We start from the raw sequence: 22292 nt of genomic DNA on the forward strand, positions 1-22292 counted from the left end.
CGGAGACCCGGAGGCGCCCCGCCACGGGAAGCGGAAACCGCACCCGCCTCCTTACGCTCGTAGGGACACGTTTCCTTGGATCGCCCGGGTGCGGTCCCGGAGGTGACCGGCATGCGCGCCTCGCTGATACAGCTCTCCGTGGACGACGCGGACTCCGCGGACGAGCGCCGTCACCGGGCGGCCTCGCTGGTCCGCGCCCGGGCGGGCGACGACCTCGTGGTCCTGCCGGAGCTGTGGGCGGCCGGCGCGTGGGCGTACGACCGCTGGGAGCAGGACGCCGAGGGCCTCGACGGCCCCACAGCGGCGGCCATGTCCGCCGCCGCACGCGAGGCCGGAGTCTGGCTGCACGCCGGATCCGTCGTCGAACGGGACACGGACGGGACGCTGTACAACACGGCACTGCTCTTCGACCGGACCGGTGAACTGCGGGGGTGTTACCGCAAGATCCACCGGTACGGGTTCGACACCGGTGAGGCGACCCTGATGGGTGGGGGCGACGCCATCGTCACCGTGCCCACCGACTTCGGGGTGATCGGCCTCGCCATCTGCTACGACCTGCGCTTCCCCGAACTCTTCCGGGGCCTGCTCGACGCGGGCGCGGAGCTGATCGTGATCCCCGCCGCGTGGCCCGCAGCCCGGCTCACCCACTGGCAACTCCTGACCCGCACAAGGGCCTTGGAGGAACAGGTCTTCCTCCTGGCGTGCTGCGCGACCGGCACGCACGGCGGCATGCGTCAGGGCGGCCACAGCGTGGTCGTCGACCCCTGGGGAACCGTCCTGGGCGAGGCCCGCACGGCGGAGGAGACCCTGACCGTGGACCTCGACATGGCCCAGGTGGCGCTGATGCGCTCCGAACTCCCGGTCCTGCGCGACCGCGTGCTGGCCATCGAGGCCCCTGGGCGGCGCTGAATCCGGCCGCGGGCCATACCGAGCGAGGGCACTGCGAAGGCTCATCACCGAGGGGTTGGCCGTGGACTTCACACCGGACCGCGCTACGCCCGCACAGCCGTCCGCAGCGGTGACGTGTGCCTGCATCGCGTAGCCGGCGACTTCCCTGCAGGATCTCCTGCAGGCGTGGCGGGCGAGGCCGGAGAACCAACCCGCACCGGCATCCAACGTGCGAAGGCCTGTCTCCGATTTCAGACCCCGTGAGAAGCGGGGCTCACCTGCTGTTTAGGGTGCGGGCATGGCTGTCCCTGAGATCATCCCCATCGCCCATGAGCCGGGCTACCGAACGAGCGCCATCGGACGGTTCAGCGACGGCCAGTTCCTGGCTTCGGTCACCTACGCGTTCCCAGACGGGTTCGTGAGGGGGGACGGCTGGGAGGAGCAGAAGCGGCTCTTCGTCGTGCTGCACAGGTTCGACGACGACGGGCGCCATCAGGGCTCCGACATCTGGTGCGCCGGGACTTGGGCAGAGCAGATGAAGCGGCCGTATGACGAGCGCTCCGTGGTTGCCCGCGCGCGAACCCGGCTGGCCGACGTCCTCGCCAATCTCGCAGAACGTGAGTACTGCGACATCGCGATCCAGCCGTTCCAGCTCACCGTTGACGGTGTGGTCTTCGGCCTCATCACGGAGTGCCATGCCGAGGACGAGGACGGCGAGCACGACTGGGCTGAGCTCTATCCGGATGGGTTGGGCTTCTCGGCTCCGTGGAGCGGCGAGTACGACACCTGACAGACCGAGTGGTCGGCTGCGGTGGAAGGCCAGGCGCCTTGTCGTCGACAGCCGGTCACGGCCACCGACCGTCACTGAGGAGAAGGATCCATGAGAACGTTGCCTGCCGTCACCGGCCGTGATGAGCTGGCCGTCCTGGTCGTCAGGACCGATTACCACGACGACCAGGCGTGGCGGGTCGTGGCGGCGGCGCTGATGGAGCCCTGGGGGGACAGGCCGTACGAGGCACACGTCCACTTCATAGATGACCCGGCCTGGGCAGAAGCGACCGTCGACGAGGCCCTGAATGCGATCCGCCTCGACGAGAACCTGCCCGTTGTCTTCCTCGCCGACCGGACAACCATGCAGGCCGAGAGCCACCCCTTGCTGGCGGTCACCACGCTCACGCGGGAGGACTGTCTGGACGACGAGGACTACGAGCAGCTGACCGAGTTCGGCCGTGAGTTCCGCACCACCCCCGCAGGAGTCCACGACGTCCACGCCAACCTGGACATCGGCAACTTGGGCTTCGAGGAGTACGCCGCATGGGCTCACGATGATCCCGAGCGGATCTACCGGTCCTTCTGAACAGAGTTCTCGGAAACGGGGACAGAGCCAGATGCTGGGGAAGGCAGTGGCATGGAATCGCCACCCGCTACAAGACCGCGACGCTTTACCGTGGAAATCACTGGAGCAATAGTCAAGAGTTGTGGGTGAGCCGAGTCCGACCACGGGCCGGGGTGGGCCGAGTTTCGGGCGGCCTGCAGGATGTCCTCATGAGCATACGCTACGAGATGGTCTTCACTTGCTTCCTGAGGGACGACACACCTGAGTCGGTTCTTGACGCACTCCGCTGGTACATGGGCCTGCGCGCCGACAGACCTGAGCCTGTCGGAAATGATGAGTACCCGCATCCCCTGCTGACTCCAAATTCGGACAGCAGCACGCACCTGGCCGGTGGTGAGCTCGCGCACCTGGTACACCAGTCCCGGGGCTCTCGTGATGTCTGGGGACTCTTCGTCCGCGTCCTCTGGCCGGACGCCATATTGGAGGAGGCTGTAGCGATCCTCGAACTGCTGGCTCCGCACGTGGACGAGCCTGGCTACGGCGGTTACTTCCGTGAAGAAGCCGACGCCTGGCCCTCCGTTTACATGTTCCGCGAAGGAACGTACGACGTGACCGGGCCCATGTCGGACTTCCGACGAGACATCGATGCCAGCGTTGGCGGCCAGCGCCGCGGGTGACCTTGGTCCGCAGCTTCACCGTGCTGAAGGTCGACTCGCTCGGATTCGTCGTGCGCAGGTGGACCCAGTGCTCAGCCGGGAAGTCGTAGAACGCCAGGAGTTCAGAGGCGGTAGTCGACGCTGATGGGGTGCAGACGAAGTTCGTCCGCGGTCCGGTGCCGGTCGTATCCGTGCCGCAGGTACACGCGCAGGGTCTGCTCCCAGTCCGGGTGCTCGTCCAGCGATGACACCACCCCCGCGCAGCCGGCTAAGCGCGTGTCGCCGCAGCAGGGATGCCGGACTCTCTCAGTTTGCGGGCCAGGTGTTCCATCTCCGGAAGCGTTCCTGAGTAGTCACCGTTCACCACGCGACGAGCCACGTCCTTGGCGCTCGTCAGGTCGACACCGACTTCGGATCGCAGCACTCGCATGATGGCAACACCCTTGGCCGGAGGGCTACTCACCCGCAGACTTGCGGAGCCGTGCTCGGAGAGCAACTGATCCCGCCGTTCGGCCGGTACGTCGTCGCCGCACACGGCCATCGCGCATCCACAGGCGGAACACGTCGCATCGACGTCCCACCGCAAGCGGCCGCCCACGAGGGCCTGCGTCCCCCAACACGCCATCTCCGCGCCGCAGTCCGGGCACTCCGCCGAGTACCTGACGGACTCGGAAACCGTCTTCTCCATCCCCACCCCCGGCCCACCGACGTGACGGCCCTGTGAACCGACCACCGCGGCAAAGGTGGTTGACTCGCATCGTCCGAAACTCCTCGTCGTCCGGGGCGATTTCCCAACCCACGGAACCAGCGATGATGAATATATGGCCATGAGCTTTGCAGGGTTGCCGGCAGGGAGTGGACGATCAGGGGCTCGAAGAGTCGGAAGTTCAGCTACGAGTCGTAGGCAGCCTGAACTGCTATGACTTGCCTCCCTTTCGGCTGCGGCACACCAAGATCACCGGTAGCTCTTCCCCGACCGGAGGGTCGTGATTAGGGTGTCGTGATGCCTACGGATCATTTCGCCTGGTCGTCGATCGCCGCCGAGGGCTTCCCCTTTCCTGAAGGCGTTCCGGCACCCCTGGTCAGCGACGAGCTGTCGGCCATGCTTGTCTCCCCTGACCCCGAGATCCGCGATGATCAGGCGTACACGGCCGCCGCGCGCTGGATAGAGGACGGCTGTCTCGATGAGGTGCTTGAGAACCTCGGGGACACGGCCGCGGGTCGCTTCACGCATCCCGAGATCCAGGCGCGGACGTTCGCGCCGCTCGTCCTGCGATGCGTGCTGGCGCGCGCAGTCGCTGCCCGCGGCGCCGTGCCGCGAGCCGCCGCCGAGCGTTGGTATGCCCCCTTCACCGCCTGGTATCCGGCTGAGCGCGACACCCGTGGCTGGGACGACTCCCTGGGCTGGCTGCACGCCGTCGCCCATGGCGCCGACGCGGCCGCGGCGTTCGCGCAGGCGTTGCCGGAGCGGCGAGCGGAGTTGCTGGAGCTGTGTGCCCGCCGGATGACGGCTGCGGTCGACTACCGATACGTACAGATGGAGGATGCCCGTCTGGCCCGGGCGATCGGCCGCATCCTGCTCGTGCCCGGCCTGTCGGCCGAGCAGGCCACAGGGTGGCTGAGCGTGGTGACCAAGGCGCTGGAGGGCGGCGGTTACGGTCCGGTGCCTCCGTGGGCGTTCAACACGATGGCGACCCTCCAGTCGCTGCATCTGCATCTGACCCGCGGCCTCGCCGAGGGAGGGGTTCCTTCCCACGCCGCCGTCGTTGCCGAAGAAGTGGCCACCATCCTCCGCCTGCCCTATCACTGGCTCGCCTGACAGGCGGCGCAAGGTGGTTCCGGTCCAGCGATGATCTCGACGGACTGCCGCCCGAAAGGTACAAGCCCCCGCAGTTCAGGGGCCATTTCCTCGCGACGTGAAATCAGGCCGCAGGCCCTGCGGACCGAGGAACCTGGCCGGCGCTGAGACTGGCGGCCGGACGTGCGGATCGAGGCCACCGGGAGACGCAGGGCGTGTGGCCGCCGGGTGGTGGGCGTGTGGTGCGGGCGTTCGTCCGCCGGGGCGTGTGGCCTGGCGCTGTGCGCCGGGCCCTTGCTCCGTCGAGACGCGGATCACGTCCCCGCCGCTCCGACCCGTGCTACAGTGCGAACAGCACTCGTGCACGCCTCCTTCTTCAGGCGCCGGTGCCAATTCATTTCTCCCGCCGTCACACCGTCGATCCCGACGGACGGACCGGCTTCTCGGCACCACCTCCCGCACACCACCGGGGATTCCCCCCGTCGTGTCCGAGGTGATGTTCCCGCCGCACCGAGGCGCGCCCCGCGCCCTCCCGTAGCGGCCTCTCCCCCTTACCTCACGCATGCCCATGCGATCCCGTCCCCGAGAGGACAACCCACATGACCACCACACTCGAACACCCCCCGGTACAGGAGCGGCCCCAGGCCCGGACCGCCGTCGCCGGTGTCCTCGACATCGACGGCAACGGAAAGGGGCACCTCCGCTCCGCGAACCTCCTGCCCTCACCCGACGACCTCCAGGTCTCCCCCGCGCTGATCCGCCGTCACGGCCTGCGCAAGGGCGACGCCGTGGAAGGGGTACGCGGCGGGCCCCGGACCCTCACCGAGGTCGAACGGATCAACGGCCACGGCCCCGAAGAGCGGCGGCGCCGCCGCCAGTTCGGCGACCTCACCCCGCTGCACCCGCGCGACCGGCTCCGGCTGGAGCACCCGGCGAGCGGTCTGAGCGGACGCCTGATGGACCTGGTCTCACCGGTCGGCAAGGGCCAGCGCGGCCTGATCGTCGCCCCGCCGAAGACCGGCAAGACGGTCCTGCTCCAGCAGATCGCCGCCGCGGTGGCGGGCAACCACCCCGAATGCCACCTGATGGTGGTGCTGCTCGACGAACGCCCAGAGGAAGTCACCGACATGCGGCGCTCGGTACGCGGCGAGGTCTACGCCTCGACCTTCGACCGGACGCCCAAGGAGCACATCGCGCTTGCCGAGCTCGTCGTCGAACGGGCCAAGCGGCTCGTCGAAGCGGGCCAGGACGTCGTGATCCTGCTCGACTCGCTCACCCGGCTGTGCCGGGCGCACAACAACGCGGCCGCCTCCGGCGGGCGCACCCTCAGCGGCGGAGTGGACGCCGCCGCGCTCCAGGGACCCAAGCGGTTCTTCGGCGCCGCGCGCCTGGCCGAGGAGGGCGGCTCGCTCACCATCCTCGCCACCGCGCTGGTGGAGACCGGCTCCCGTGCCGACGACTACTTCTTCGAGGAGCTCAAGAGCACCGGCAACATGGAGCTCCGGCTGGACAAGAACCTGGCCGCCCGGCGGGTCTTCCCCGCGGCCGACATCACCTCCTCCGGCACCCGCCGCGAGGAACTCCTCCTGTCGGGATCCGAGTCGACCGCCGTACGAGGGCTGCGCCGGGCCCTGCTGACGCGTGACGGCCAGTCGGGGCTGGAGACGCTCCTGGAGCGACTGCGCGCCACCCCGGACAACGCGACCTTCCTGCGCCGCGTCCAGCCGACCCTGCCGTCCTGACCCCGAGCCACATCCAGCCGACTCTCTCGTCCCGCCCCTGCGCCCCCCTGCACCACGCCCAGCCCCCGCCCCTCTGGCCCCCGCGCCGCATCCAGCCGAACCCGCCGCCCCGCCCCCGCGCCTGCGGCATCCGGGTGTTGGATGACGCCACTCGGCCCGGCCACCCCGGCGTGTCCCGCGTCCGTTCCTACGTTTGCGGTATGACCATCGGATTCTCATTCCGGACTGTCGCCGCGCGCTCCGCGGTCACGCGGGCCGCCCTGACCTGTTCCGCCGTCTGCGCGGCCGGTCTGCTGGCAGCGGCGCAGAGCCCGGCCACCGCACTCGCCGGCGCGCTCCCCGGGGCACCCCGGCCCGCCGCGCCGCCCCGTTCGTCGCTGGATCAGCCGGGGACACAGGTACGGCCCCGGCCCGGCGCACCCGACGTCCCCGAGGACGTCTCCGCGCTGTCCTGGCTGGTGGCCGACGCCCGGACCGGCGACATCCTCGCCGCGCACAACGCCCACCGCAGACTGCCGCCCGCGAGCACCCTCAAGACGCTGTTCGCCCTCACCGTCCTCCCGACACTGCCCGGCAGCACCCTGCACACCGTCAGGGAGCGGGAGCTGGAGGGCATCGGCGCGGGCAGCAGCATGGTCGGCGTGGCCGAGGGGATCACCTACCGCGTCGCGGACCTGTGGCGCGGTGTCTTCCTCAACTCCGGCAACGACGCCGTGCACGTGCTCGCCTCGATGAACGGCGGCTGGGCCAGCACCGCCGCCCAGATGCAGGCCAAGGCCCGTGCCCTCGGCGCGAACGACACCCGCGTCGTCTCGCCCGACGGCTACGACACACCCGGTCAGGTCTCGTCGGCGTACGACCTCGCGGTGTTCGGACGGGACGGACTGCGCAACCCCGACTTCGCCCGGTACTGCTCCACGGCCGAGGCGATGTTCCCCGGCGAGGCCGGTTCCTCGTACGGGATCCAGAACACCAACCGGCTGCTCACCGGCGCGAAGGGGGTGGAGCGCTACCCCGGTCTGATCGGGGTCAAGAACGGCTACACCACCAACGCGGGCAACACGCTGGTCGCCGCGGCCAAGCACGGCAAGCGCACCCTCGTCGTGACGGTGATGAACCCTCAGGCGGGCGGCGGAGTGACCGTCTACGACGAGGCGCGCTCGCTGCTCGACTGGGGCTTCGCGGCGGCCGGCCGGGTCGATCCCGTGGGGACGCTGCCCGCCGCGCCCGCCGTTCCCGCGGCCGCCCCCTCAGCCCCCGCCCGGTCCGCCCCGCACCCGGGTCGCGGACCCGGTCACGCCGCCGGACCCGCGGCCACCGCCCGGCCCCCGGCCGGCGCACGTCCCGAAAGCAGCGCGCGGTCGGCCGCCGCGCCCTCTCAGGACGAGGGACTCGGCTGGTCCGGCGCGGCCGAGATCGCCGGTGCCGCCGTCCTGGGCGCGGCGGGCGTCGCCCTGGGCCTGCGGCTCAAGGCGGCCCGTGCGGCCCGTTCCGGGCGCGGCTGACCCACCGGCAGCCACAGCAGCAGCCCGAGCGTGATCCACGTATAGGTGTTGCTGCCGAGGAAGCCGTCGAGGCCGGACGCGTCGTCGAACCACAGCCACACCACACTGCTGCACAGCACCGCGTACAGGACTGCCGCGATCCGCAGCCGGCGCCGCCGCAGCAGTACGGCGAAGGACGGCAGCAACCAGACGAGGTGGTGAACCCAGGTGATCGGGCTGACAAGACACGCGGCCAGCCCGGTCAGGGCGAAGGCGGTGATCCAGTCGTCGTCGGACAGGGCGCGCGCGGTGCGCCACGCCCACACGCACAGGACCAGCAGGGCCAGCGTCGCCCACAGGGCCCTGCTCGGCTCCTGCGGTGCCACGAGCCGTGCCAGCACCCCCTGGAGCGACTGGTTGGAGACGTAGTCCAGGCGCCCGATGCGGGTCGTGTCCCACAACGCGTCGGTCCAGTAGAAGCGCGAGGCGTCCGGCGCCGCCCAGGCCGCCAGCGCGGTGGCCGCCGCGGCGACGGCCGTGGCGACACCGGCGGCCCGCCAGCGACGGCCGATCAGCAGCAGCGCGATGAACAGCGCGGGCGTCAGCTTGATCGCCGCGGCGAGACCGATCCCGACGCCGGCCCAGCGGCCCCGCCCGCTCGACAGCAGCCAGGCGTCGCTCAGGACGAGGGCGAGCAGCACCAGGTTGACCTGGCCGAAGCTGAAGGTGTCGCGGACGGGTTCGAGCAGGGCCAGCGCGCACGCCGCCAGAGCGCAGCCGAACCAGCCGTAGCGCCGCAGTTCGGGCCCGATCAGGATGCCCACGACCAGGGTCAGGGCCGTGAGGTTCAGGAGCAGGGTGAGGGCGATCGCCGTGCCGAGGCCGACCAGCGCCATCGGCAGCATGCCGACGGCCGCGAACGGCGGGTAGGTGAATCCGTACGTCGTTCCCGGCACCCGGTAGTCGTAGATGCTGCCGCCGTGGTGGACCCAGGTGTCGACGGCCCCGTAGTAGACGCGCAGGTCGAACCAGTCGCGCAGGAGCGGCACGGTGGCCGTGAACACGCCGACGACGACGGCCAGTCCGAGGACGAGCAGGGAGCGCCGGCGGTCGGTGCCCAGCAGCGCCGCCCATCCGGCGGGGCCCCGCCCGCCGGCCGTTGTCCGTGCTCGCGTCGTCCCCGTCGTCGTGCTCCGCGCGTTCATGGCCCTCGTCCCGATCGCCCCGTTGGTCTCCCCCGTGCGTCTCGCCCCGCCCGGGTCCGCGCCGTGTTCCGTGTCGTCCGTCATGCCGTCCGCTCCAGTCCCGGTGCCTGCGGCTGCGCCGCCTGGTGGGCCTGCCAGAGCACGACGAGCGCGAGCAGCCCGCCGGAGACGGCGAGGATCACCTGTCCGCCGTCCGCCGGCGAACCGCTCGGCAGCACCGCGAGCGCGAGTACCGCGCTGGCGGCCGCGACACGTCCGCGCACCGAACCGGTGGGCGCGGCCGCCGCGATGAGGAACAGGCCCCACAACGCGTACCAGGGCCGGATCGCGGGACCGAACACCGCGACCGCGGCCAGGCTCAGGCCCAACGCGTAGACGGGGTGCGGGCGCAGCCGCAGCCATATGAACAGCAGCAGCCCGACGGTCGCCACGAGTCCGACAGCGTGCCAGGCGGGCATCGCGAACGGCGCGAGGCCACTGCCGAGCTTCTGGAGCAGGGCGCCGGTGACGCGCCCGAGGACGCTGGTGGGTGACCAGTTGTGCGGCGAGACGGGGGTCTTGAGGGCGGCTATCCAGCCGTAACCCGTGCCGGCGACCGCCGTCGCGGCGACAGTCGTCGCGGCCGCGACCACGACGGTGGTCGCCGTGGCACGTGCGATGCCCAGGCGTCCCTGGCCGCGCCCGCGCAGCGCGATCACCGCCACCAGGCCCAGCGCGGCGGGCGCCTTGACGAGGGCCGCGAGGGTGACGAGGACGATGCCCACGACGGGCCGGCGGCCGCGCGCCGCCACCAGGCCGACGCCGAGCAGTCCGAGCATGATGGCGTCGTTGTGCGCGCCGGCCACCAGGTGCAGCAGGACCAGGGGGTTCAGCGCGCCCAGCCACAGCGCGGCGGCCGGGTCGGCGCCGCTGTGCCGGGCGAGGCGGGGCAGGGCGGCCGCCATCAGGGCGACACCGAGCAGGGCGACCATACGCATGCCGAAGAGTCCGGCCGGTATCTCCCCGCGGGTCAGGGAGGACAGTCCGCGGGCGACGGCGAGGAAGACCGGGCCGTACGGCGTCGTCGTGCTCTGCCACACCGGTGCCACCTCGTCGGCGAGCGGCCCGCCGAGCTGCGCGGGGCCGTACGCGTAGACGTCGATGTGCGCGTCGACCATGGCGCCCTGCGCGAGATAGCTGTAGACGTCCCGGCTGAAAAGCGGTGGCGCGAGCAGCAGCGGCGCCGCCCAGGTGGCCAGAACGAGCAGCAGGGCACGCGGAGTCGGCGGTTCGGGCCCGCGTACGACGGTGCCCAGCAGGGCCCAGGCGGCTATCAGCAGAACGACGCCGAAGTACACCCCCACCAGGCCGAGTACGGCCCTCCCGGACCCGGGGGCGAGGAGGTCCCGTGCGGGCAGGGCCCCGGCGGTCTCGCCGCCCAGGGCGAGAACGGCGGTACCGGCCAGGCCCAGAGCCTGGCAGCGGCGGAGATCGACGGGGAAAGCCATGGCCAACACTCCGCAAGCGTGTCAACGCCGAGTGGCCGGAAGGCGACGCGGCGCTCTCCTGACGGGGTCCGGAGCGTGACCTCCGTGTGGTGGGACGCCGTTCAGAACACCGACAGGCCGGTGAGGGTCGTGAAGCGGTCCAGGGCCGCCACGCCGGCCACGGAGTTGCCGCGTTCGTCGAGTCCCGGGCTCCAGACGCACAGGGTGCACCGGCCGGGCACCACGGCGATGATGCCGCCGCCCACCCCGCTCTTGCCCGGGAGCCCGACCCGGTAGGCGAAGTCGCCCGCGGCGTCGTACGTCCCGCAGGTCAGCATGACCGCGTTGACCTGCTTGGCCTGGCTGCGGGAGAGCAGCCGCCCGCCGTCGGCGCGGATGCCGTGCCGGGCCAGGAATCCGGTCGCGAGCGCGAGATCGGCGCAGGACGCGGCGATCGAGCACTGCAGGAAGTACTGGTCGAGCAGGGCCGGCACCGGGTTGTCGATGTTGCCGTACGACGCCATGAAGTGGGCGAGTGCTGCGTTGCGGTCGCCGTTCGCGGTCTCGGAGGCGGCGATGCCCCGGTCGAAGTCGAGCCGCGCGTTGCCGCTCTCGGCGCGCAGGAACTCCAGCAGGACGCCGGCCGCGTCCCCGGTACGGGTCTGGAGCCGGTCGGTGACGACGAGGGCTCCGGCGTTGATGAACGGGTTGCGCGGGATGCCGTTCTCGTACTCGAGCTGGACCAGGGAGTTGAAGGGGTTGCCGGAGGGCTCCCGCCCGACGTGCTCCCACAGGGCGTCGCCCTCGCGGGCCAGGTCGAGGGCGAGGGTGAAGACCTTGGTGATGGACTGCGCGGAGAACGGCTGCCGCCAGTCCCCCACGCCGTACACCGTGCCGTCGAGCTCCGCCACGGCCATGCCGAAGCGGCGCGGATCGCAGGCGGCCAGGGCCGGGATGTAGTCGGCGGGCCGGCCCCGTCCCGGGGTCTGCGCGATCTCGGTGGCGATGCGTTCCAGGATCGGCTGGAAGGTCTGGGAGGACGGGTACGGCGATTTCCCGGGCATGATCGCCATTGTGCCGCCCGCTCCGTCCCCCGGCCCGGCGGCCCGGCTCCCGGCTCCCGGCTCCGGTCCTGGCTCGGGTCCTGGCTCCCGGCCATGGGGTCGTACGGGGTGCGCGGGTGTACGGAGTGCGCGGGCCTCGCAGGGGCCACGGGACGGCAAAGGGGGCGCGGAGCCGGAATCCGGCTTCGCGCCCCCTGTGAGCGGCGTTCACGCCCGGAGCCGGTTCGCACCGGCGCCGCGGGCGGTGTCAGCTGTCGATGACGCCCGTGCCGAGCAGGCCGAAGAGCAGCACACCGATGATGATGCGGTAGATCACGAACGCGTTGAAGGAGTGCTTGGCGACGAACTTCAGCAGCCAGGCGATCGAGGCGTAGGCGACCACGAACGACACGACGGTGCCGGCGATCAGCGGAGCGGCGCCCACGCCGGTGCCCAGGGCGTCCTTGAGCTCGTACAGGCCGGCGCCCGTCAGGGCCGGGATGCCGAGGAAGAAGGAGAGCCGGGTCGCGGCGACCCGGTCCAGGTCGAGGATGAGGCCCGTGGACATGGTGGCGCCGGAGCGCGAGAAGCCGGGGAAGAGCAGGGCGAGGATCTGGGAGCTGCCGACCAGCATCGCGTCCTTGAACGAGACGTCGTCCTCACCGCGCTTGTGACGGCCCATCTGGTCGGCCGCCCACATCACGGCACTGCCCGCGATCAACGAGCCCGCGACCACCCACAGGGAGGCCAGCGGACCCTCGATGAGCGGCTTGGCCGCGAGGCCCACGGCCACGATCGGGATCGTCGCGTAGATGACCCACCAGGCGAACTTGTAGTCGTGGTTCTGCCGCTCGTTCTTGTCGCGCAGGCCGCGTCCCCAGGCGGAGACGATCCGCACGATGTCCTTGAAGAAGTACACGAGCACGGCGGCGATCGCGCCGACCTGGATGACCGCGGAGAAGCCGACGACGGCGTCGTCGTCGACGGGGATGTTCATCAGTCCCTCGGTGATCTTGAGGTGACCGGTCGAGGAGACGGGAAGGAATTCGGTCACCCCCTCGACGACTCCGAGGACGACGGCCTGACCGACGTTGATGACGCTCATGGGATCCAGTTCTGAGGAGTTGGTCGACAGTGCTGTAGACAAACGATGCAGGAGACAGTGTTACCTATGGCGGCGGGCGTCCCGCAACTACGTCCACAAAGCTTCGGCAAACGCGAACCCGGCGAACGCCGCGCCCAGGCCCGCCGTCACGCTCACGATCACGTTGGCGGCAGCGTAGAACGCCGCACCCGTCTCGCTCAGCCGCAGGGTCTCGTAGGAGAACGTCGAGTACGTCGTCAGCGCCCCGCACAGACCGGTCCCGATCAGCAGTCTCAGGTGCTCCGACACCTGCCCCGCCGAGGCGGCACCGGTCAGCAGCCCGAGGACGAGGCACCCTGCCACGTTCACGACGAGGGTGCCCCAGGGGAAGACCGTATCGTGCCTGAGCTGTACGGCCCGGTCGGTCAGGTAGCGCAGGGGTGCGCCGACCGCGGCGCCGATGATCACCAGCAGCCAGTTCACCGCGGGGTCCCGCCTTCCCTGGACGGGTCGCCGCCGGTCTCGCCGGAGGGGTCACCGGGTGAGCCGCCGCGGCCCACGTACCGGATGACCTCGCAGGGGTCGAGGACCACCAGACCCTCGGTGACGAGTTCGTCGAGCTGCGGCAGGAACGCCCGGACCCGCTCCTCGGTGTCCACGACGATCACGGCCACCGGCAGGTCCTCGCTCAGCGAGAGCAGCCGCGAGGTGTGGATGAGGGAGGACGCGCCGAAACCCTCGATGCCCTTGAAGACGCTGGCACCCGCGAGGCCGGCCGCGTGGGCGCGGTGCACGATCTCGGCGTAGAGCGGCTTGTGGTGCCAGGTGTCGTTCTCGCCGATGAGCACCGTCAGTCTCAGGGCGTCGCCGGTCAGCCTCGTCATCGCGGCCTCCATGCCAGGGCACGCCGGGTCGCCGTCGTGCCGAGCCACACCGCCGCGAGCGCCGCGCCCAGGGTCGCGGCGAGATAGCCGATCCCGGTGCCGGGGTGGCCGGTGCCGACCAGGTCGCGGATGTCGACGGCGTACGTCGAGAAGGTGGTGAAGCCGCCCAGGACTCCGGTGCCGAAGAAGGGGCGGGCCAGGCGGTGCACCGACCGTACGTCGGTGACCAGCACCATGAGCACGCCGATGACGGCACAGCCCACGACGTTGATCGTGAAGGTGGTCCAGGGGAAGGTGCCGTGCGGTGTGGGCCACAGCAGGCCCGCGCCGTAGCGGGCCGTGGCGCCGATGGCGCCGCCCAGGGAGACCGCCGCGACGACCGGGCCCTGGCCGCGCCAGGGGGACGGCGGGCGCGCGGGCGCGCGAGCGGGGGCGCCGGACTCGCCGACGTGCTCGGGGTGCGGGACGGTCATGGTCTCCGGTGCTCCTACTCGCCGGGCCGGGTGCGGGCACACGGCATCGCAAGCAGGGACCGTTGGCGGCATCCGCGCCGCGGTTCGGGTACGGCGGGCCCCACCGCCGCGCCGCGCTGCAAGATCGCGGCTGGTGACCAGGGTAACGCCGGGCTCGCCGGCCGCGCACACCCGGTCCTTCACCCGGAGCGCCCCGTGCTCCGGACCTGCGCGGGTGCCCGGCCCCGGGACGGCACCGGCGTAGCCAAGGCACAGGGGTCGCCTCGGTCTCGAGGCGACCCCTGTGCCTTGGCGGTCGTGACACGTGCCTTGGCGGTCGTGACGCGTGCCGGAGCCGTGCGTGGGTGGCGCGGTCGCGCTACGGGCGCGCCTCGTCCGCCGAGGCCTGTTCCTGGAGGAGGGCGGTGATCTGGTTGACGTCGTTGAAGATGCTGATGAAGCTGTCGAGGTCGTCGGTCGCGGCGCCGTTGACACCGACGAAGAACGTCAGCAGCCGTCCGTCGTCGGTCTTCAGGTAGCCGGCCTCGTTCTGGGCGGTGGCCGCGAGCTGCTGGTTCAGCTGGTCGTCACCGATGATGGTGCCGGGCTTCGCGAACACCTTGCCCTTGGCCGGGCAGTTCTCGGTGCAGGAGATCCCGTTCGAGCCGTCGACGCCGAGGATCGGGAGCAGCTTGCGGAAGGCCGTGGCGTCGGGGGTGTGCAGCCAGTAGGTGAGGAGCTCGACGAGGCCCCTGGGGGTGACGCGCTCGGGCGGTGTGCCGCCGCGCCCGTCGGAGAGCTGGAACTGCTTCGGGTCGATGTGGGCGACGTCGGTGAGGAACTCGTGCTCGATCGGGAAGGCGTCGAAGCAGTTCTTGCTGCCGCGCGCGACAGCCATGTTGCACAGCGCGAGGTTGGCGCCGAGGTTGTGACTGACCTTCAGGATCAGCTTGGCGTACTGGCTGTACGGCGGGGAGACGTACGCGGCGACGCGTCGGTCGCCCCGGTACGAGGCGGGGAGCTGGTCCTGCGGGTTGGCCCCGGTGGGCGGCGCGGTGACAGTGACGCCGACGCGGCCGAGGGCCTCGATCAGCGCGGTGCGGCCGAAGGCGTTCGGGTCCTGGACGGCGGAGACCCGCAGCAGCGGCTGGGAGCCTGCGGCGATGGTGCCGGACAGGTGGATCTGGGTGCCGTCGGGCGAGGCGGTCACGTTGACGGAGGTGTTCCCACCGCTGGAGACGGTCCGCACGCTGGAGGTGACGTGGTACGGCGAGACCTGCGGGCGCCACGACAGCTTCGCGGCCTGTCCGGGCCGGGTCGGGGTCGTCAGCAGGTCGATCAGGTTGTCGTTCAGGATGAGCGGCGTGGGCTGCGGGCTCAGGTCCGGGAGGTTGAAGAGGCGTGGGTCGATGATGACGTCGCCGTCGACCCTGGTGATGCCCGCGTCGCGGATCTGGCGGGCGATCTGGTTGATCCCGGCGAGCGGGTTCTCCGGGGTGAGGGTCGCTCCGGGGAGTTCGGCCTCCGTGTGGTCGATGTTCGTGTAGTCGACCGAACCGTCGGGCTTGGTGCGCCCGCCCATGGTCAAATCGCCCTGGGCGACCAGTGCCAGGTTCCCGTGCAGCGTCGACCCGGTGCGGGTGCCGGTCGCCATGACGGGAGTGGTGAAGCGGTGGTCGGGGCCCAGGGTGTGCCAGGCGGTCGAGATGGTGACCAGCTTGACCGTCGAACCGGGGACGAAGAACTGGTTCGCGAACTGGGAGTGGATCACCCGGCCGCTTTCCGGGTCCGTCTCCAACACGCCCCACTGCGCGTGCTTGTATTCGGGCTTGTGCATGATCGCCTCGATCGCGGGCCCGAGGTCGTCGTCGTGCGCCACCGCCTGGGGGCCGGCGGCGGCCGCCCCCGCGACGGCCGCGAGTGTCACACCGGCAGCGGCCCAGGTCCGCAGCCGGCCACAGATCATCGGTTTCATCCATTCCGCCATTTCTGGAGTCGAAGAAGCCGAGTCGGACAAGCCCGTCGCACGGGCCGACTCGCACGGGCCCTGCTCACAGGGGCGCTCCTGGCGGCATCGTAGGAACAGCGATCACGCATGCCCGGCTGCTGGGCTCCGTGCCGACAGCGCGTGGGACAACTTCATCCGGTCGGTCGATCGCCGAAGCACGGACCCGGAGGGCGCGCGCACGCCACGCCGCTCATACGGCTGATCCCGGAGCCGGCCCGCAGGGGAACCGACTCGTCACGGACGTCGAGGTCCCCTCCGTGTCCGGCCGGCCGGAGGGACTTGGGTGCGACCGTCCGGAACGACGGCGTGGCCGGCCGTTCAGCCGGTGGTGGCGCCCGGAAGATCACAGACGGCGAGCCCCCGCTCCCAGATGCTGCCGAGGATCAGCCGGCCGTCGGACTCGCAGGCACTGGTCACCATCCGGAACCGGGAGCGGCGGCTCTCCAGGTGGTGCACGACCTTGCCGTCGTCGTCGACCGCGAGGACCCCGGTGGTGCCCGGGGGCCTGAAGGGCGCCCGCACGGCGATCCGGGCCGCGGTGCGCCGGACGGCCGGGCCCCGCCGGTGCAGGAGTTCCAGCGCGCCGACGCGGGGGCCCGCCAGGGCCACCCAGATCGGGCCGTCCGGGGCGCGCCAGAGGTTGTCCGGCTGGCCGGGGAGGTCGTCGGCGAAGGTCTCGGAACGGCCCGCTCGCGGCCCGGTGAGCCAGTAGCGGACGAGGCGGAATCTGCCGGTCTCCGCGAGGACGAGGAACGACTCGTCGGCCGAGGCGGCGAGACCGTTGGCGAACTGAAGGCCTTCCAAGAGGAGTTCGGGTTCCTTCTCGCCCGGCGCGAGGCGCAGCAGGCAGCCGGATCCGGTGTGTTCGACGAGATCGCCGATCCACCGCTTCAGGGGGTAACTCCGGCTGGAGACCGTGAAGTACACGGTGCCGTCCGAGAGGGCGACCACGTTGCTGCAGAAGCGCAGCGGAACTCCGGCGACCCGGTCGGCCAGGACCCGGACCACTCCGTCCCCGAGGCCGACCCGCAGCAGTCCGCGTTCGGCATCGCACACCAACAGGGCGTTGTCCGGCAGGAGTTCGAGGCCGAGCGGCCTGCCGCCCGTCTCCGCGACGACCCGGACGGTGGTGCTGTCGGGATCACCGAGGCCTTCGACGCGTACGATGCGGCCGTCCTCGAGACCGGTCAGCACCCCGCCCCGGGAGTCGGCCACCACGTCCTCGGGGCCGCGGCCTCCGAGCGGCACCGCGCGCCTGGGCGAAAGAACTGCGGCCACCGTGCCGGACCCGTCTCCCACGCGCCTACCAGCCCTTCTCGAAGTAGTGGCCCACCTCGGCGATACGGTACTCGTCGCGTCGGTAGTAGGTCCGCCGCCCCCGCTTCTTGGCGCGCAGGAGGCCGACTCGGGCGAGGAGGTCGAGGTGGGTGCGCGCCACGGCCCGGCTCACTCCGAGCTTCGCGGCGAGGGCCTCGGGGCTGACACCGTCCTCGACGAGGTCCGCACCGCGCTGTGCCGGGAAGTGCGCCGCGGGGGTGCGCAACCACTCAAGGATGTCCAGTCTTCGACTGCCGCCGGGTCCCCTCAGCATCGCGTCCCCCTCCGTCGTGACGGTCTCCCGCCACTGTCCCGCAGCCGGCCGGGGCACGCACGGTCTTCCCGCGACCCTGGCCGGAGCCGGACGCATCACGGAACGCACGGGGCCCGGCCGCACCGGCGGCCGGACCCCGTTTCACTCAGCGGTGCCCGAACAGGGACATGGCCGGAAGCGCCTTGTCGTCGAAGCCGAACAGGGCCTGGTTCTCCCAGCCGTTGCCGGAGGAGGGATCGGCCGGGTCCCAGCCGTTGCCGGTCACGGCCGTCCAGGTGGCCTCCCAGTAGAAGACGCCGAGACCGCGGCCGTTCGGCACGGCCTCCACGATGTTCATGACGTCACGCAGCCAGTTGGACTGCCCGGCGGTCGTGGCCGCGTAGCCGGAGACCAGTTCGGCCGTCGTGTCGATCTGGTTGACGAGCGCGTCGTCGCTGTCCAGACGGAAGGGGTAGGCCGTCTCGGCGACGAAGACCGGCTTGGCGTAGCGGGCGGCCGCGTCGTCCAGGGTGGTCTGGAAGTCGTAGAGCGAGCCGTGCCAGTAGCCGTAGTAGGACAGGCCGATGGCGTCGAACTTCACGCCGTTGGCGAGCGCGGTGTCGAACCACCAGCGGGTGCCGGTGAGATCGCCGCCCTTGGCGAGATGCAGGGCCACGACGGTGGAGGAGCTGACCGCCTTGGCCGCGTCGTAGCCCGAGTTGAGCAGTCCGGCCAGCTGCGCGAAGTTGTCGGTGGAGCCCTCGGACCAGAGCATGCCGCCGTTGATCTCGTTGCCTATCTGCACCATGTCGGCCGTGGTGCCCTGTGCCTTCAGGGCGTTCAGGACGTCGTACGTGTGGTTGTAGACGTCCGTCTTGAGCTGGCTGTACGAGTGTCCGGCCCAGGCGGCCGGCTTGGTCTGGGTGCCGGGGTCGGCCCAGGTGTCCGAGTAGTGGAAGTCGACCAGGAGTTTCATGCCCTGCGCCTTGATGCGCTTGGCCATCGCCAGGACCCGCGCCTTGTTGTTGTAGCCGTCGGCGGGATTCACCCAGACCTTGAGGCGCGCGTAGTTCATCCCGGCCGACTTCAGGATGGCGAGCGCGTCGCCGGTGGTGCCGGAAGCGGTCTTGTAGACACCTCCGTAGGCCTCGCTCTTGGCGAGGGAGGAGATGTCGGAACCCTTGACGGACAGTCCGGTGGTCCCGGTGGTGAACGTCAGATCGTCGACGTTGATCCAGTTCCCGGCGTTGGCGTCGGAGGAGACGCTGATCGTGCACTGGTTGCCCGTCACGGAGACGGGCACGACCAGGTGGATCCACCCGCTGGTGGAGACCGGCAGGTCGGTGCGCTGTTCGGTGCCGCCGCAGTTCTTCAGGGCGAGGTAGGCGGAGTTCTGTCCGCCGCCCGAGCGGACCCACGCGGTGAGCTTGTAGCTGCCGTTGGTGAGCCCGGTGAGGGTCTGGTAGGTCTCGACCTTGTAGGCCGAGGCGGAGTAATGGCTGAGGCGGTAACTCCCGCCGTGGCCACCGGATTCGACGTACGAGGCGCCGGTGGAGCCGGACTCCGACCAGCCGGCGGGTACGGCGACGCCGGCCCCGTCGGACTCGAACCCGGCATTGGTCAGGGTGCTCGCCGCGTGCGCGGTCCCCGCGGGCAGGGCGGCGAGGGCGAGCCCGGCCGCGAGCGGCAACAACAGGGCCCTGAGCGTGCGTCTGGGATGGAACATCATCGTCCGTCGTCCCTTCGACGTGGTGGGGAGAGAGCGCCCCCGGTGGATCCGGGTGGATCCGGGGTGATGCGGACGTGCTTCGGGGGCGAACCCCTCCGCCCGCGGCTACGTGGCTCGCACGGGCGGAGGGGGGTCGGATGGCCGCCGAGTGCGATGACCCGGCGGCGGCCGGAGCGAACGGCGGGCCGCGCGGCCCGGCCGGTGGGGGGCTCCGGGAGACGCACCGGCCGCCTCGGCGGAAGCGGGAGGTGCTTGGAGGTGCTTAGGGGTGTCGGATGGGTGGTCGGGGCCGCCCGGAGGGCGGCGGATCAGATGCCCGGAGTTGCCCGGGTCGGCGGCCGGTCGGGGAGAGCTGCGGAGCTGCCCCGGTTGCGCCACCGGCCACCAGCCACGGGCCACGGGCCACGGGCCACGGGCCAGCGAACCAGGTCGAACGGCCGGTCGAATGGTCCGGAGCTGACTGACCGCCCGGGCTGCCGGTCCGGCAGCCAGGGCGCATGGAGCAGAGCCTGGCCGGCAGGATGGCCCGGCGCCGCCCGGCCAGGCGAGGACTCGGACGGCCCGAGGCGGTCAAGCCCCGTGCCCCGGTGGCCGGTCGGACCCGGTCCGACATCTTCCGCGCGGCGCGGACCAGTTGGTCCCGGGCCCGGGAGGCTCGGCCCTCACTCCGCCCGGCGACCGACCGGCGGGACCGCACCCCCGTACGGCCCACGGCCTGTCACGCGTCGAGGCGTACGACCCGTACCGCGCCCGCCGGGACCGCCAGCCGGCCCGCGGCGCGTTCGCCGGTCAGGAGCTCGGTGCCGTGCGCGTCCAGCGGCACCTTGGCGTCGGAGGCGGTGTGGTTGACGGCGAAGACGTACGTGCCCGACTCGCCCCTGCGGCGCACCACTTCGACATCGCGGGGCAGGTCGGCGCGCGGGGCGATGCGCGCGTCGTCGGCCACCCAGCCGATCAAGGCGTCGAGCCCCTCGGCCGCGAGGCGCGTGGACACGTACCAGGCCGAGCCCGCGCCGCTCCGGTGCCGGGTGACCGCCGGATGTCCGGCGGTGAGCCCGCTCGCGTACGTCCACACGGTCTCGGCACCGCGCGGCACCACGAACTCGGTCCACACGTCTCCGGTGAGTTCGGAGCCGTCGGGCCCGGTGATCCGGACGAGTTCCCCCTGGAGCAGTGGCGAGAACTCCTCGACGGTCAGGCCGAGTACGTCCCGCAGGGCGCCGGGGTGGGGGCCCTCGTGGACGGCGTCGTGCTCGTCGACGATGCCGGAGAAGTAGGAGACGAGGAGGGTTCCGCCGCGCTCGACGTACTCCCTGAGGTTGTTCCCCGCCGCCTCGGTCATCAGATAGAGGGCCGGCACGACGACAAGGGGATAGGCCGACAAGTCGGCTTCGGGGTGGGCGAAGTCGACGGTGAGGTGACGGTCGTAGAGGGCCTCGTAGAAGGCGTCGGCGCGCTCACGGGCGTCGTGGTCCTCGCTCGGACGCCACTGCAGGCTCTGCGCCCACCAGGACTGCCAGTCCCACAGCACGGCCACGTCGGCGACCGTCCTGGTGTCCTTGACGCCGCTCAACGAGTCGACTGCCGCGCCGAGTTCGACGACCTCGCGCCACACCCGGGAGTCGGTGCCGGCGTGCGGCAGCATCGAGGAGTGGAACTTCTCGGCGCCGCTGCGGGACTGCCGCCACTGGAAGAACATGGCGCCCTCGGAGCCGCGGGCCACGTGGGAGAGGGAGTTGCGGGCCATCTGGCCGGGGGCCTTGGCGGGGTTGCGCGGCTGCCAGTTGACCCCCGAGGTGGAGTGTTCGAGGAGCAGCCAGGGGGCGCCGCCCGCGACGGAGCGGGTGAGGTCGGCGGCCATCGCGAGGTTCACATGGGTGCGGCGCCCGTCGGTCATCAGATAGTGGTCGTTGGTGACCAGGTCGACCTCGCGGCCCCACGCCCAGTAGTCGACCGAGTCGCACTGGCTGAGGGCGGTCATGAAGTTGGTGGTGACGGGGATGCCGGGCGCGAGCCGGTGGAGGATGTCCCGTTCGGCGACGAAGTTCTCCCGCATGGTCGCGTCGGCGAAGCGCTTGTAGTCCAGCGCCTGTGCCGGGTTGCCGACGGTCGGGGTCACGCGGGGCGGGTCGACCTGGTCGAAGGCGGTGTAACGCTGGCCCCAGAAGGCAGTCCCCCAGGCCTCGTTGAGCGCCTCGACCGTCCCGTACGCCCCGGTCAGCCAGCGGCGGAAGTGTGCCGCGCAGGAGTCGCAGTAACAGGCGGAGACGGGGACCCCGTACTCGTTGTGGACGTGCCACAGGGCGAGGGCGGGGTGGTCGGCGTAGCGGGTCGCGAGCCGGGTGGTGATGGAGGCGGCGGCGGCGCGGTAGTCCGGGTCGCTGTGGCAGATCGCTCCGCGTGAACCGAAGGCGTAGCGGGTGCCGTCGGCGGCCACGGGGAGCGCCTCGGGGTGCTCGCGGTAGAACCAGGCGGGTGGCGCGACGGTCGGGGTGCCCAGGTCCGCGCGGATGCCGTTCTCGTGGAGCAGGTCGAGCACGCGGTCGAGCCAGCCGAACTCGTAGGTGCCCCGGGCCGGTTCGAGGAGGGCCCAGGAGAAGATCCCGACGCTCACCATCGTGACGCCGGCTTCCCGCATCAGCCGGACGTCCTCGGGCCAGACGCTTTCCGGCCACTGCTCGGGGTTGTAGTCCCCACCGAAGGCGAGCCCGGTGAGGCCCTTGGGGTTGGTCTCCGGCATGGATCTCTCCCATGTAATCGATCATTTGGGAACGTGCACACACAACGCCAGCGGCGTGAGCCCAACATAACCGCACAGCAACAACCATTGACAAGTGTCCGGGATGTTTCTCTACTGTGAACGCTCACAGAAGCACGGCAAGTGAGCCGAAGGGGCGCTCAGGTGTCGGCGGACGAGCGCGCGAGGGCCCGAAGAGCCCCGCGCACG

20 protein-coding genes and 2 pseudogenes are annotated in these 22292 nt (G+C 71.1%); 7 read left to right on the plus strand and 15 right to left on the minus strand.

Annotated features, from left to right (window positions below; genetic code table 11):
• Nucleotides 1–111 precede the first annotated feature (111 nt).
• From ACFRIC_RS17835 to ACFRIC_RS17850, 4 genes are all read left to right on the plus strand, one after another.
• Nucleotides 112–909 (plus strand): carbon-nitrogen family hydrolase, encoded by a 798-nt coding sequence (locus tag ACFRIC_RS17835; protein WP_382786423.1) that lies wholly within the window; start codon nucleotides 112–114, stop codon nucleotides 907–909.
• 277 nt (nucleotides 910–1186) lie between these two features.
• Nucleotides 1187–1678 carry a hypothetical protein gene (locus tag ACFRIC_RS17840; protein ID WP_382786426.1) on the plus strand — a complete coding sequence of 164 codons (492 nt, stop codon included), beginning with the start codon at nucleotides 1187–1189 and terminating at the stop codon, nucleotides 1676–1678.
• 90 nt (nucleotides 1679–1768) lie between these two features.
• The gene (locus ACFRIC_RS17845; RefSeq protein WP_382786428.1) at nucleotides 1769–2245 is read left to right on the plus strand and encodes a DUF6924 domain-containing protein; all 477 of its coding nucleotides are present in this window, start codon (nucleotides 1769–1771) and stop codon (nucleotides 2243–2245) included.
• 188 nt (nucleotides 2246–2433) lie between these two features.
• Nucleotides 2434–2901 carry a hypothetical protein gene (locus tag ACFRIC_RS17850; protein WP_382786430.1) on the plus strand — a complete coding sequence of 156 codons (468 nt, stop codon included), beginning with the start codon at nucleotides 2434–2436 and terminating at the stop codon, nucleotides 2899–2901.
• Here the strand turns inward: ACFRIC_RS17850 and ACFRIC_RS17855 are convergent.
• From ACFRIC_RS17855 to ACFRIC_RS17865, 3 genes and pseudogenes are all read right to left on the minus strand, one after another.
• Nucleotides 2885–3004 (minus strand): annotated as a pseudogene (locus ACFRIC_RS17855) (IS256 family transposase); the annotation flags it as partial. The gene ACFRIC_RS17850 and the pseudogene ACFRIC_RS17855 overlap by 17 nt on opposite strands.
• Nucleotides 3003–3134: a helix-turn-helix domain-containing protein gene (locus ACFRIC_RS17860; protein ID WP_382786432.1), complete on the minus strand. Its 132-nt coding sequence runs from the start codon at nucleotides 3132–3134 to the stop codon at nucleotides 3003–3005. The pseudogene ACFRIC_RS17855 and the gene ACFRIC_RS17860, both read right to left, overlap by 2 nt.
• A gap of 14 nt (nucleotides 3135–3148) precedes the next feature.
• Nucleotides 3149–3310 carry a hypothetical protein gene (locus ACFRIC_RS17865; protein WP_382786435.1) on the minus strand — a complete coding sequence of 54 codons (162 nt, stop codon included), beginning with the start codon at nucleotides 3308–3310 and terminating at the stop codon, nucleotides 3149–3151.
• A 573-nt stretch (nucleotides 3311–3883) separates the two neighbouring features.
• Between ACFRIC_RS17865 and ACFRIC_RS17870 the strand changes: the two genes are divergently transcribed.
• The 3 genes from ACFRIC_RS17870 (at nucleotide 3884) to ACFRIC_RS17880 (ending at nucleotide 7925) form a co-directional block, all read left to right on the plus strand.
• Nucleotides 3884–4699, plus strand: coding sequence for a DUF2785 domain-containing protein (locus ACFRIC_RS17870; protein ID WP_382786438.1), 816 nt, complete (start codon nucleotides 3884–3886; stop codon nucleotides 4697–4699).
• Between the two features lie 578 nt (nucleotides 4700–5277).
• A complete protein-coding gene (gene rho, locus ACFRIC_RS17875; protein WP_382786440.1) occupies nucleotides 5278–6420 on the plus strand; it encodes a transcription termination factor Rho in 1143 nt (380 codons plus the stop codon).
• Between the two features lie 200 nt (nucleotides 6421–6620).
• The gene (locus tag ACFRIC_RS17880; protein ID WP_382786443.1) at nucleotides 6621–7925 is read left to right on the plus strand and encodes a D-alanyl-D-alanine carboxypeptidase family protein; all 1305 of its coding nucleotides are present in this window, start codon (nucleotides 6621–6623) and stop codon (nucleotides 7923–7925) included.
• A gap of 224 nt (nucleotides 7926–8149) precedes the next feature.
• Here the strand turns inward: ACFRIC_RS17880 and ACFRIC_RS17885 are convergent.
• The 12 genes and pseudogenes from ACFRIC_RS17885 to ACFRIC_RS17940 form a co-directional block, all read right to left on the minus strand.
• A pseudogene (locus ACFRIC_RS17885) lies at nucleotides 8150–9193 on the minus strand (glycosyltransferase family 87 protein); the annotation flags it as partial.
• Nucleotides 9190–10596 carry a polyprenol phosphomannose-dependent alpha 1,6 mannosyltransferase MptB gene (mptB, locus tag ACFRIC_RS17890; protein ID WP_382786446.1) on the minus strand — a complete coding sequence of 469 codons (1407 nt, stop codon included), beginning with the start codon at nucleotides 10594–10596 and terminating at the stop codon, nucleotides 9190–9192. The gene mptB and the pseudogene ACFRIC_RS17885, both read right to left, overlap by 4 nt.
• Nucleotides 10597–10697: 101 nt before the next feature.
• Nucleotides 10698–11639: a glutaminase gene (locus ACFRIC_RS17895; protein WP_382786448.1), complete on the minus strand. Its 942-nt coding sequence runs from the start codon at nucleotides 11637–11639 to the stop codon at nucleotides 10698–10700.
• A 247-nt stretch (nucleotides 11640–11886) separates the two neighbouring features.
• Complete coding sequence (locus ACFRIC_RS17900; protein WP_382786450.1) at nucleotides 11887–12723, minus strand: undecaprenyl-diphosphate phosphatase; 837 nt, start codon at nucleotides 12721–12723, stop codon at nucleotides 11887–11889.
• 87 nt (nucleotides 12724–12810) lie between these two features.
• Nucleotides 12811–13185 (minus strand): fluoride efflux transporter CrcB, encoded by a 375-nt coding sequence (gene crcB, locus ACFRIC_RS17905; RefSeq protein ID WP_382786453.1) that lies wholly within the window; start codon nucleotides 13183–13185, stop codon nucleotides 12811–12813.
• Nucleotides 13182–13586: a DUF190 domain-containing protein gene (locus ACFRIC_RS17910; RefSeq protein WP_382786456.1), complete on the minus strand. Its 405-nt coding sequence runs from the start codon at nucleotides 13584–13586 to the stop codon at nucleotides 13182–13184. Before ACFRIC_RS17910 ends, crcB (ACFRIC_RS17905) begins: the two co-directional genes overlap by 4 nt.
• On the minus strand, nucleotides 13583–14059 hold the full coding sequence (gene crcB, locus ACFRIC_RS17915; protein ID WP_382786458.1) for a fluoride efflux transporter CrcB: 477 nt from the start codon (nucleotides 14057–14059) through the stop codon (nucleotides 13583–13585). Before crcB (ACFRIC_RS17915) ends, ACFRIC_RS17910 begins: the two co-directional genes overlap by 4 nt.
• A 358-nt stretch (nucleotides 14060–14417) precedes the next feature.
• Entirely contained in the window at nucleotides 14418–16025 is a 1608-nt protein-coding gene (dacB, locus tag ACFRIC_RS17920) for a D-alanyl-D-alanine carboxypeptidase/D-alanyl-D-alanine-endopeptidase (RefSeq protein ID WP_382786461.1), read from the minus strand.
• A gap of 339 nt (nucleotides 16026–16364) precedes the next feature.
• Nucleotides 16365–17324, minus strand: a complete 960-nt coding sequence (locus ACFRIC_RS17925; RefSeq protein ID WP_382786464.1) for an SMP-30/gluconolactonase/LRE family protein — start codon at nucleotides 17322–17324, stop codon at nucleotides 16365–16367.
• 25 nt (nucleotides 17325–17349) lie between these two features.
• Complete coding sequence (locus ACFRIC_RS17930; protein ID WP_382786467.1) at nucleotides 17350–17637, minus strand: winged helix-turn-helix domain-containing protein; 288 nt, start codon at nucleotides 17635–17637, stop codon at nucleotides 17350–17352.
• A gap of 145 nt (nucleotides 17638–17782) precedes the next feature.
• The gene (locus ACFRIC_RS17935) at nucleotides 17783–19342 is read right to left on the minus strand and encodes a glycosyl hydrolase 53 family protein (RefSeq protein WP_382787226.1); all 1560 of its coding nucleotides are present in this window, start codon (nucleotides 19340–19342) and stop codon (nucleotides 17783–17785) included.
• 721 nt (nucleotides 19343–20063) lie between these two features.
• Nucleotides 20064–22085, minus strand: a complete 2022-nt coding sequence (locus ACFRIC_RS17940; RefSeq protein ID WP_382786469.1) for a beta-galactosidase — start codon at nucleotides 22083–22085, stop codon at nucleotides 20064–20066.
• Between the last annotated feature and the right edge of the window lie 207 nt (nucleotides 22086–22292).

It is taken from the genome of Streptomyces sp. NPDC056738, assembly GCF_042790435.1.
GTDB lineage: Bacteria > Actinomycetota > Actinomycetes > Streptomycetales > Streptomycetaceae > Streptomyces.

Bases quoted from the DNA above. Each gene is read 5' to 3' on its own strand.
- ACFRIC_RS17835 (WP_382786423.1), top strand. From the start codon at position 112: ATGCGCGCCTCGCTGATACAGCTCTCCGTGGACGACGCGGACTCCGCG.
- ACFRIC_RS17840 (WP_382786426.1), top strand. From the start codon at position 1,187: ATGGCTGTCCCTGAGATCATCCCCATCGCCCATGAGCCGGGCTACCGA.
- ACFRIC_RS17845 (WP_382786428.1), top strand. From the start codon at position 1,769: ATGAGAACGTTGCCTGCCGTCACCGGCCGTGATGAGCTGGCCGTCCTG.
- ACFRIC_RS17850 (WP_382786430.1), top strand. From the start codon at position 2,434: ATGAGCATACGCTACGAGATGGTCTTCACTTGCTTCCTGAGGGACGAC.
- ACFRIC_RS17865 (WP_382786435.1), bottom strand. From the start codon at position 3,310: ATGCGAGTGCTGCGATCCGAAGTCGGTGTCGACCTGACGAGCGCCAAG.
- ACFRIC_RS17870 (WP_382786438.1), top strand. From the start codon at position 3,884: ATGCCTACGGATCATTTCGCCTGGTCGTCGATCGCCGCCGAGGGCTTC.
- rho (WP_382786440.1), top strand. From the start codon at position 5,278: ATGACCACCACACTCGAACACCCCCCGGTACAGGAGCGGCCCCAGGCC.
- ACFRIC_RS17880 (WP_382786443.1), top strand. From the start codon at position 6,621: ATGACCATCGGATTCTCATTCCGGACTGTCGCCGCGCGCTCCGCGGTC.
- mptB (WP_382786446.1), bottom strand. From the start codon at position 10,596: ATGGCTTTCCCCGTCGATCTCCGCCGCTGCCAGGCTCTGGGCCTGGCC.
- ACFRIC_RS17895 (WP_382786448.1), bottom strand. From the start codon at position 11,639: ATGCCCGGGAAATCGCCGTACCCGTCCTCCCAGACCTTCCAGCCGATC.
- ACFRIC_RS17900 (WP_382786450.1), bottom strand. From the start codon at position 12,723: ATGAGCGTCATCAACGTCGGTCAGGCCGTCGTCCTCGGAGTCGTCGAG.
- ACFRIC_RS17910 (WP_382786456.1), bottom strand. From the start codon at position 13,586: ATGACGAGGCTGACCGGCGACGCCCTGAGACTGACGGTGCTCATCGGC.
- crcB (WP_382786458.1), bottom strand. From the start codon at position 14,059: ATGACCGTCCCGCACCCCGAGCACGTCGGCGAGTCCGGCGCCCCCGCT.
- dacB (WP_382786461.1), bottom strand. From the start codon at position 16,025: ATGGCGGAATGGATGAAACCGATGATCTGTGGCCGGCTGCGGACCTGG.
- ACFRIC_RS17930 (WP_382786467.1), bottom strand. From the start codon at position 17,637: ATGCTGAGGGGACCCGGCGGCAGTCGAAGACTGGACATCCTTGAGTGG.
- ACFRIC_RS17935 (WP_382787226.1), bottom strand. From the start codon at position 19,342: ATGTTCCATCCCAGACGCACGCTCAGGGCCCTGTTGTTGCCGCTCGCG.
- ACFRIC_RS17940 (WP_382786469.1), bottom strand. From the start codon at position 22,085: ATGCCGGAGACCAACCCCAAGGGCCTCACCGGGCTCGCCTTCGGTGGG.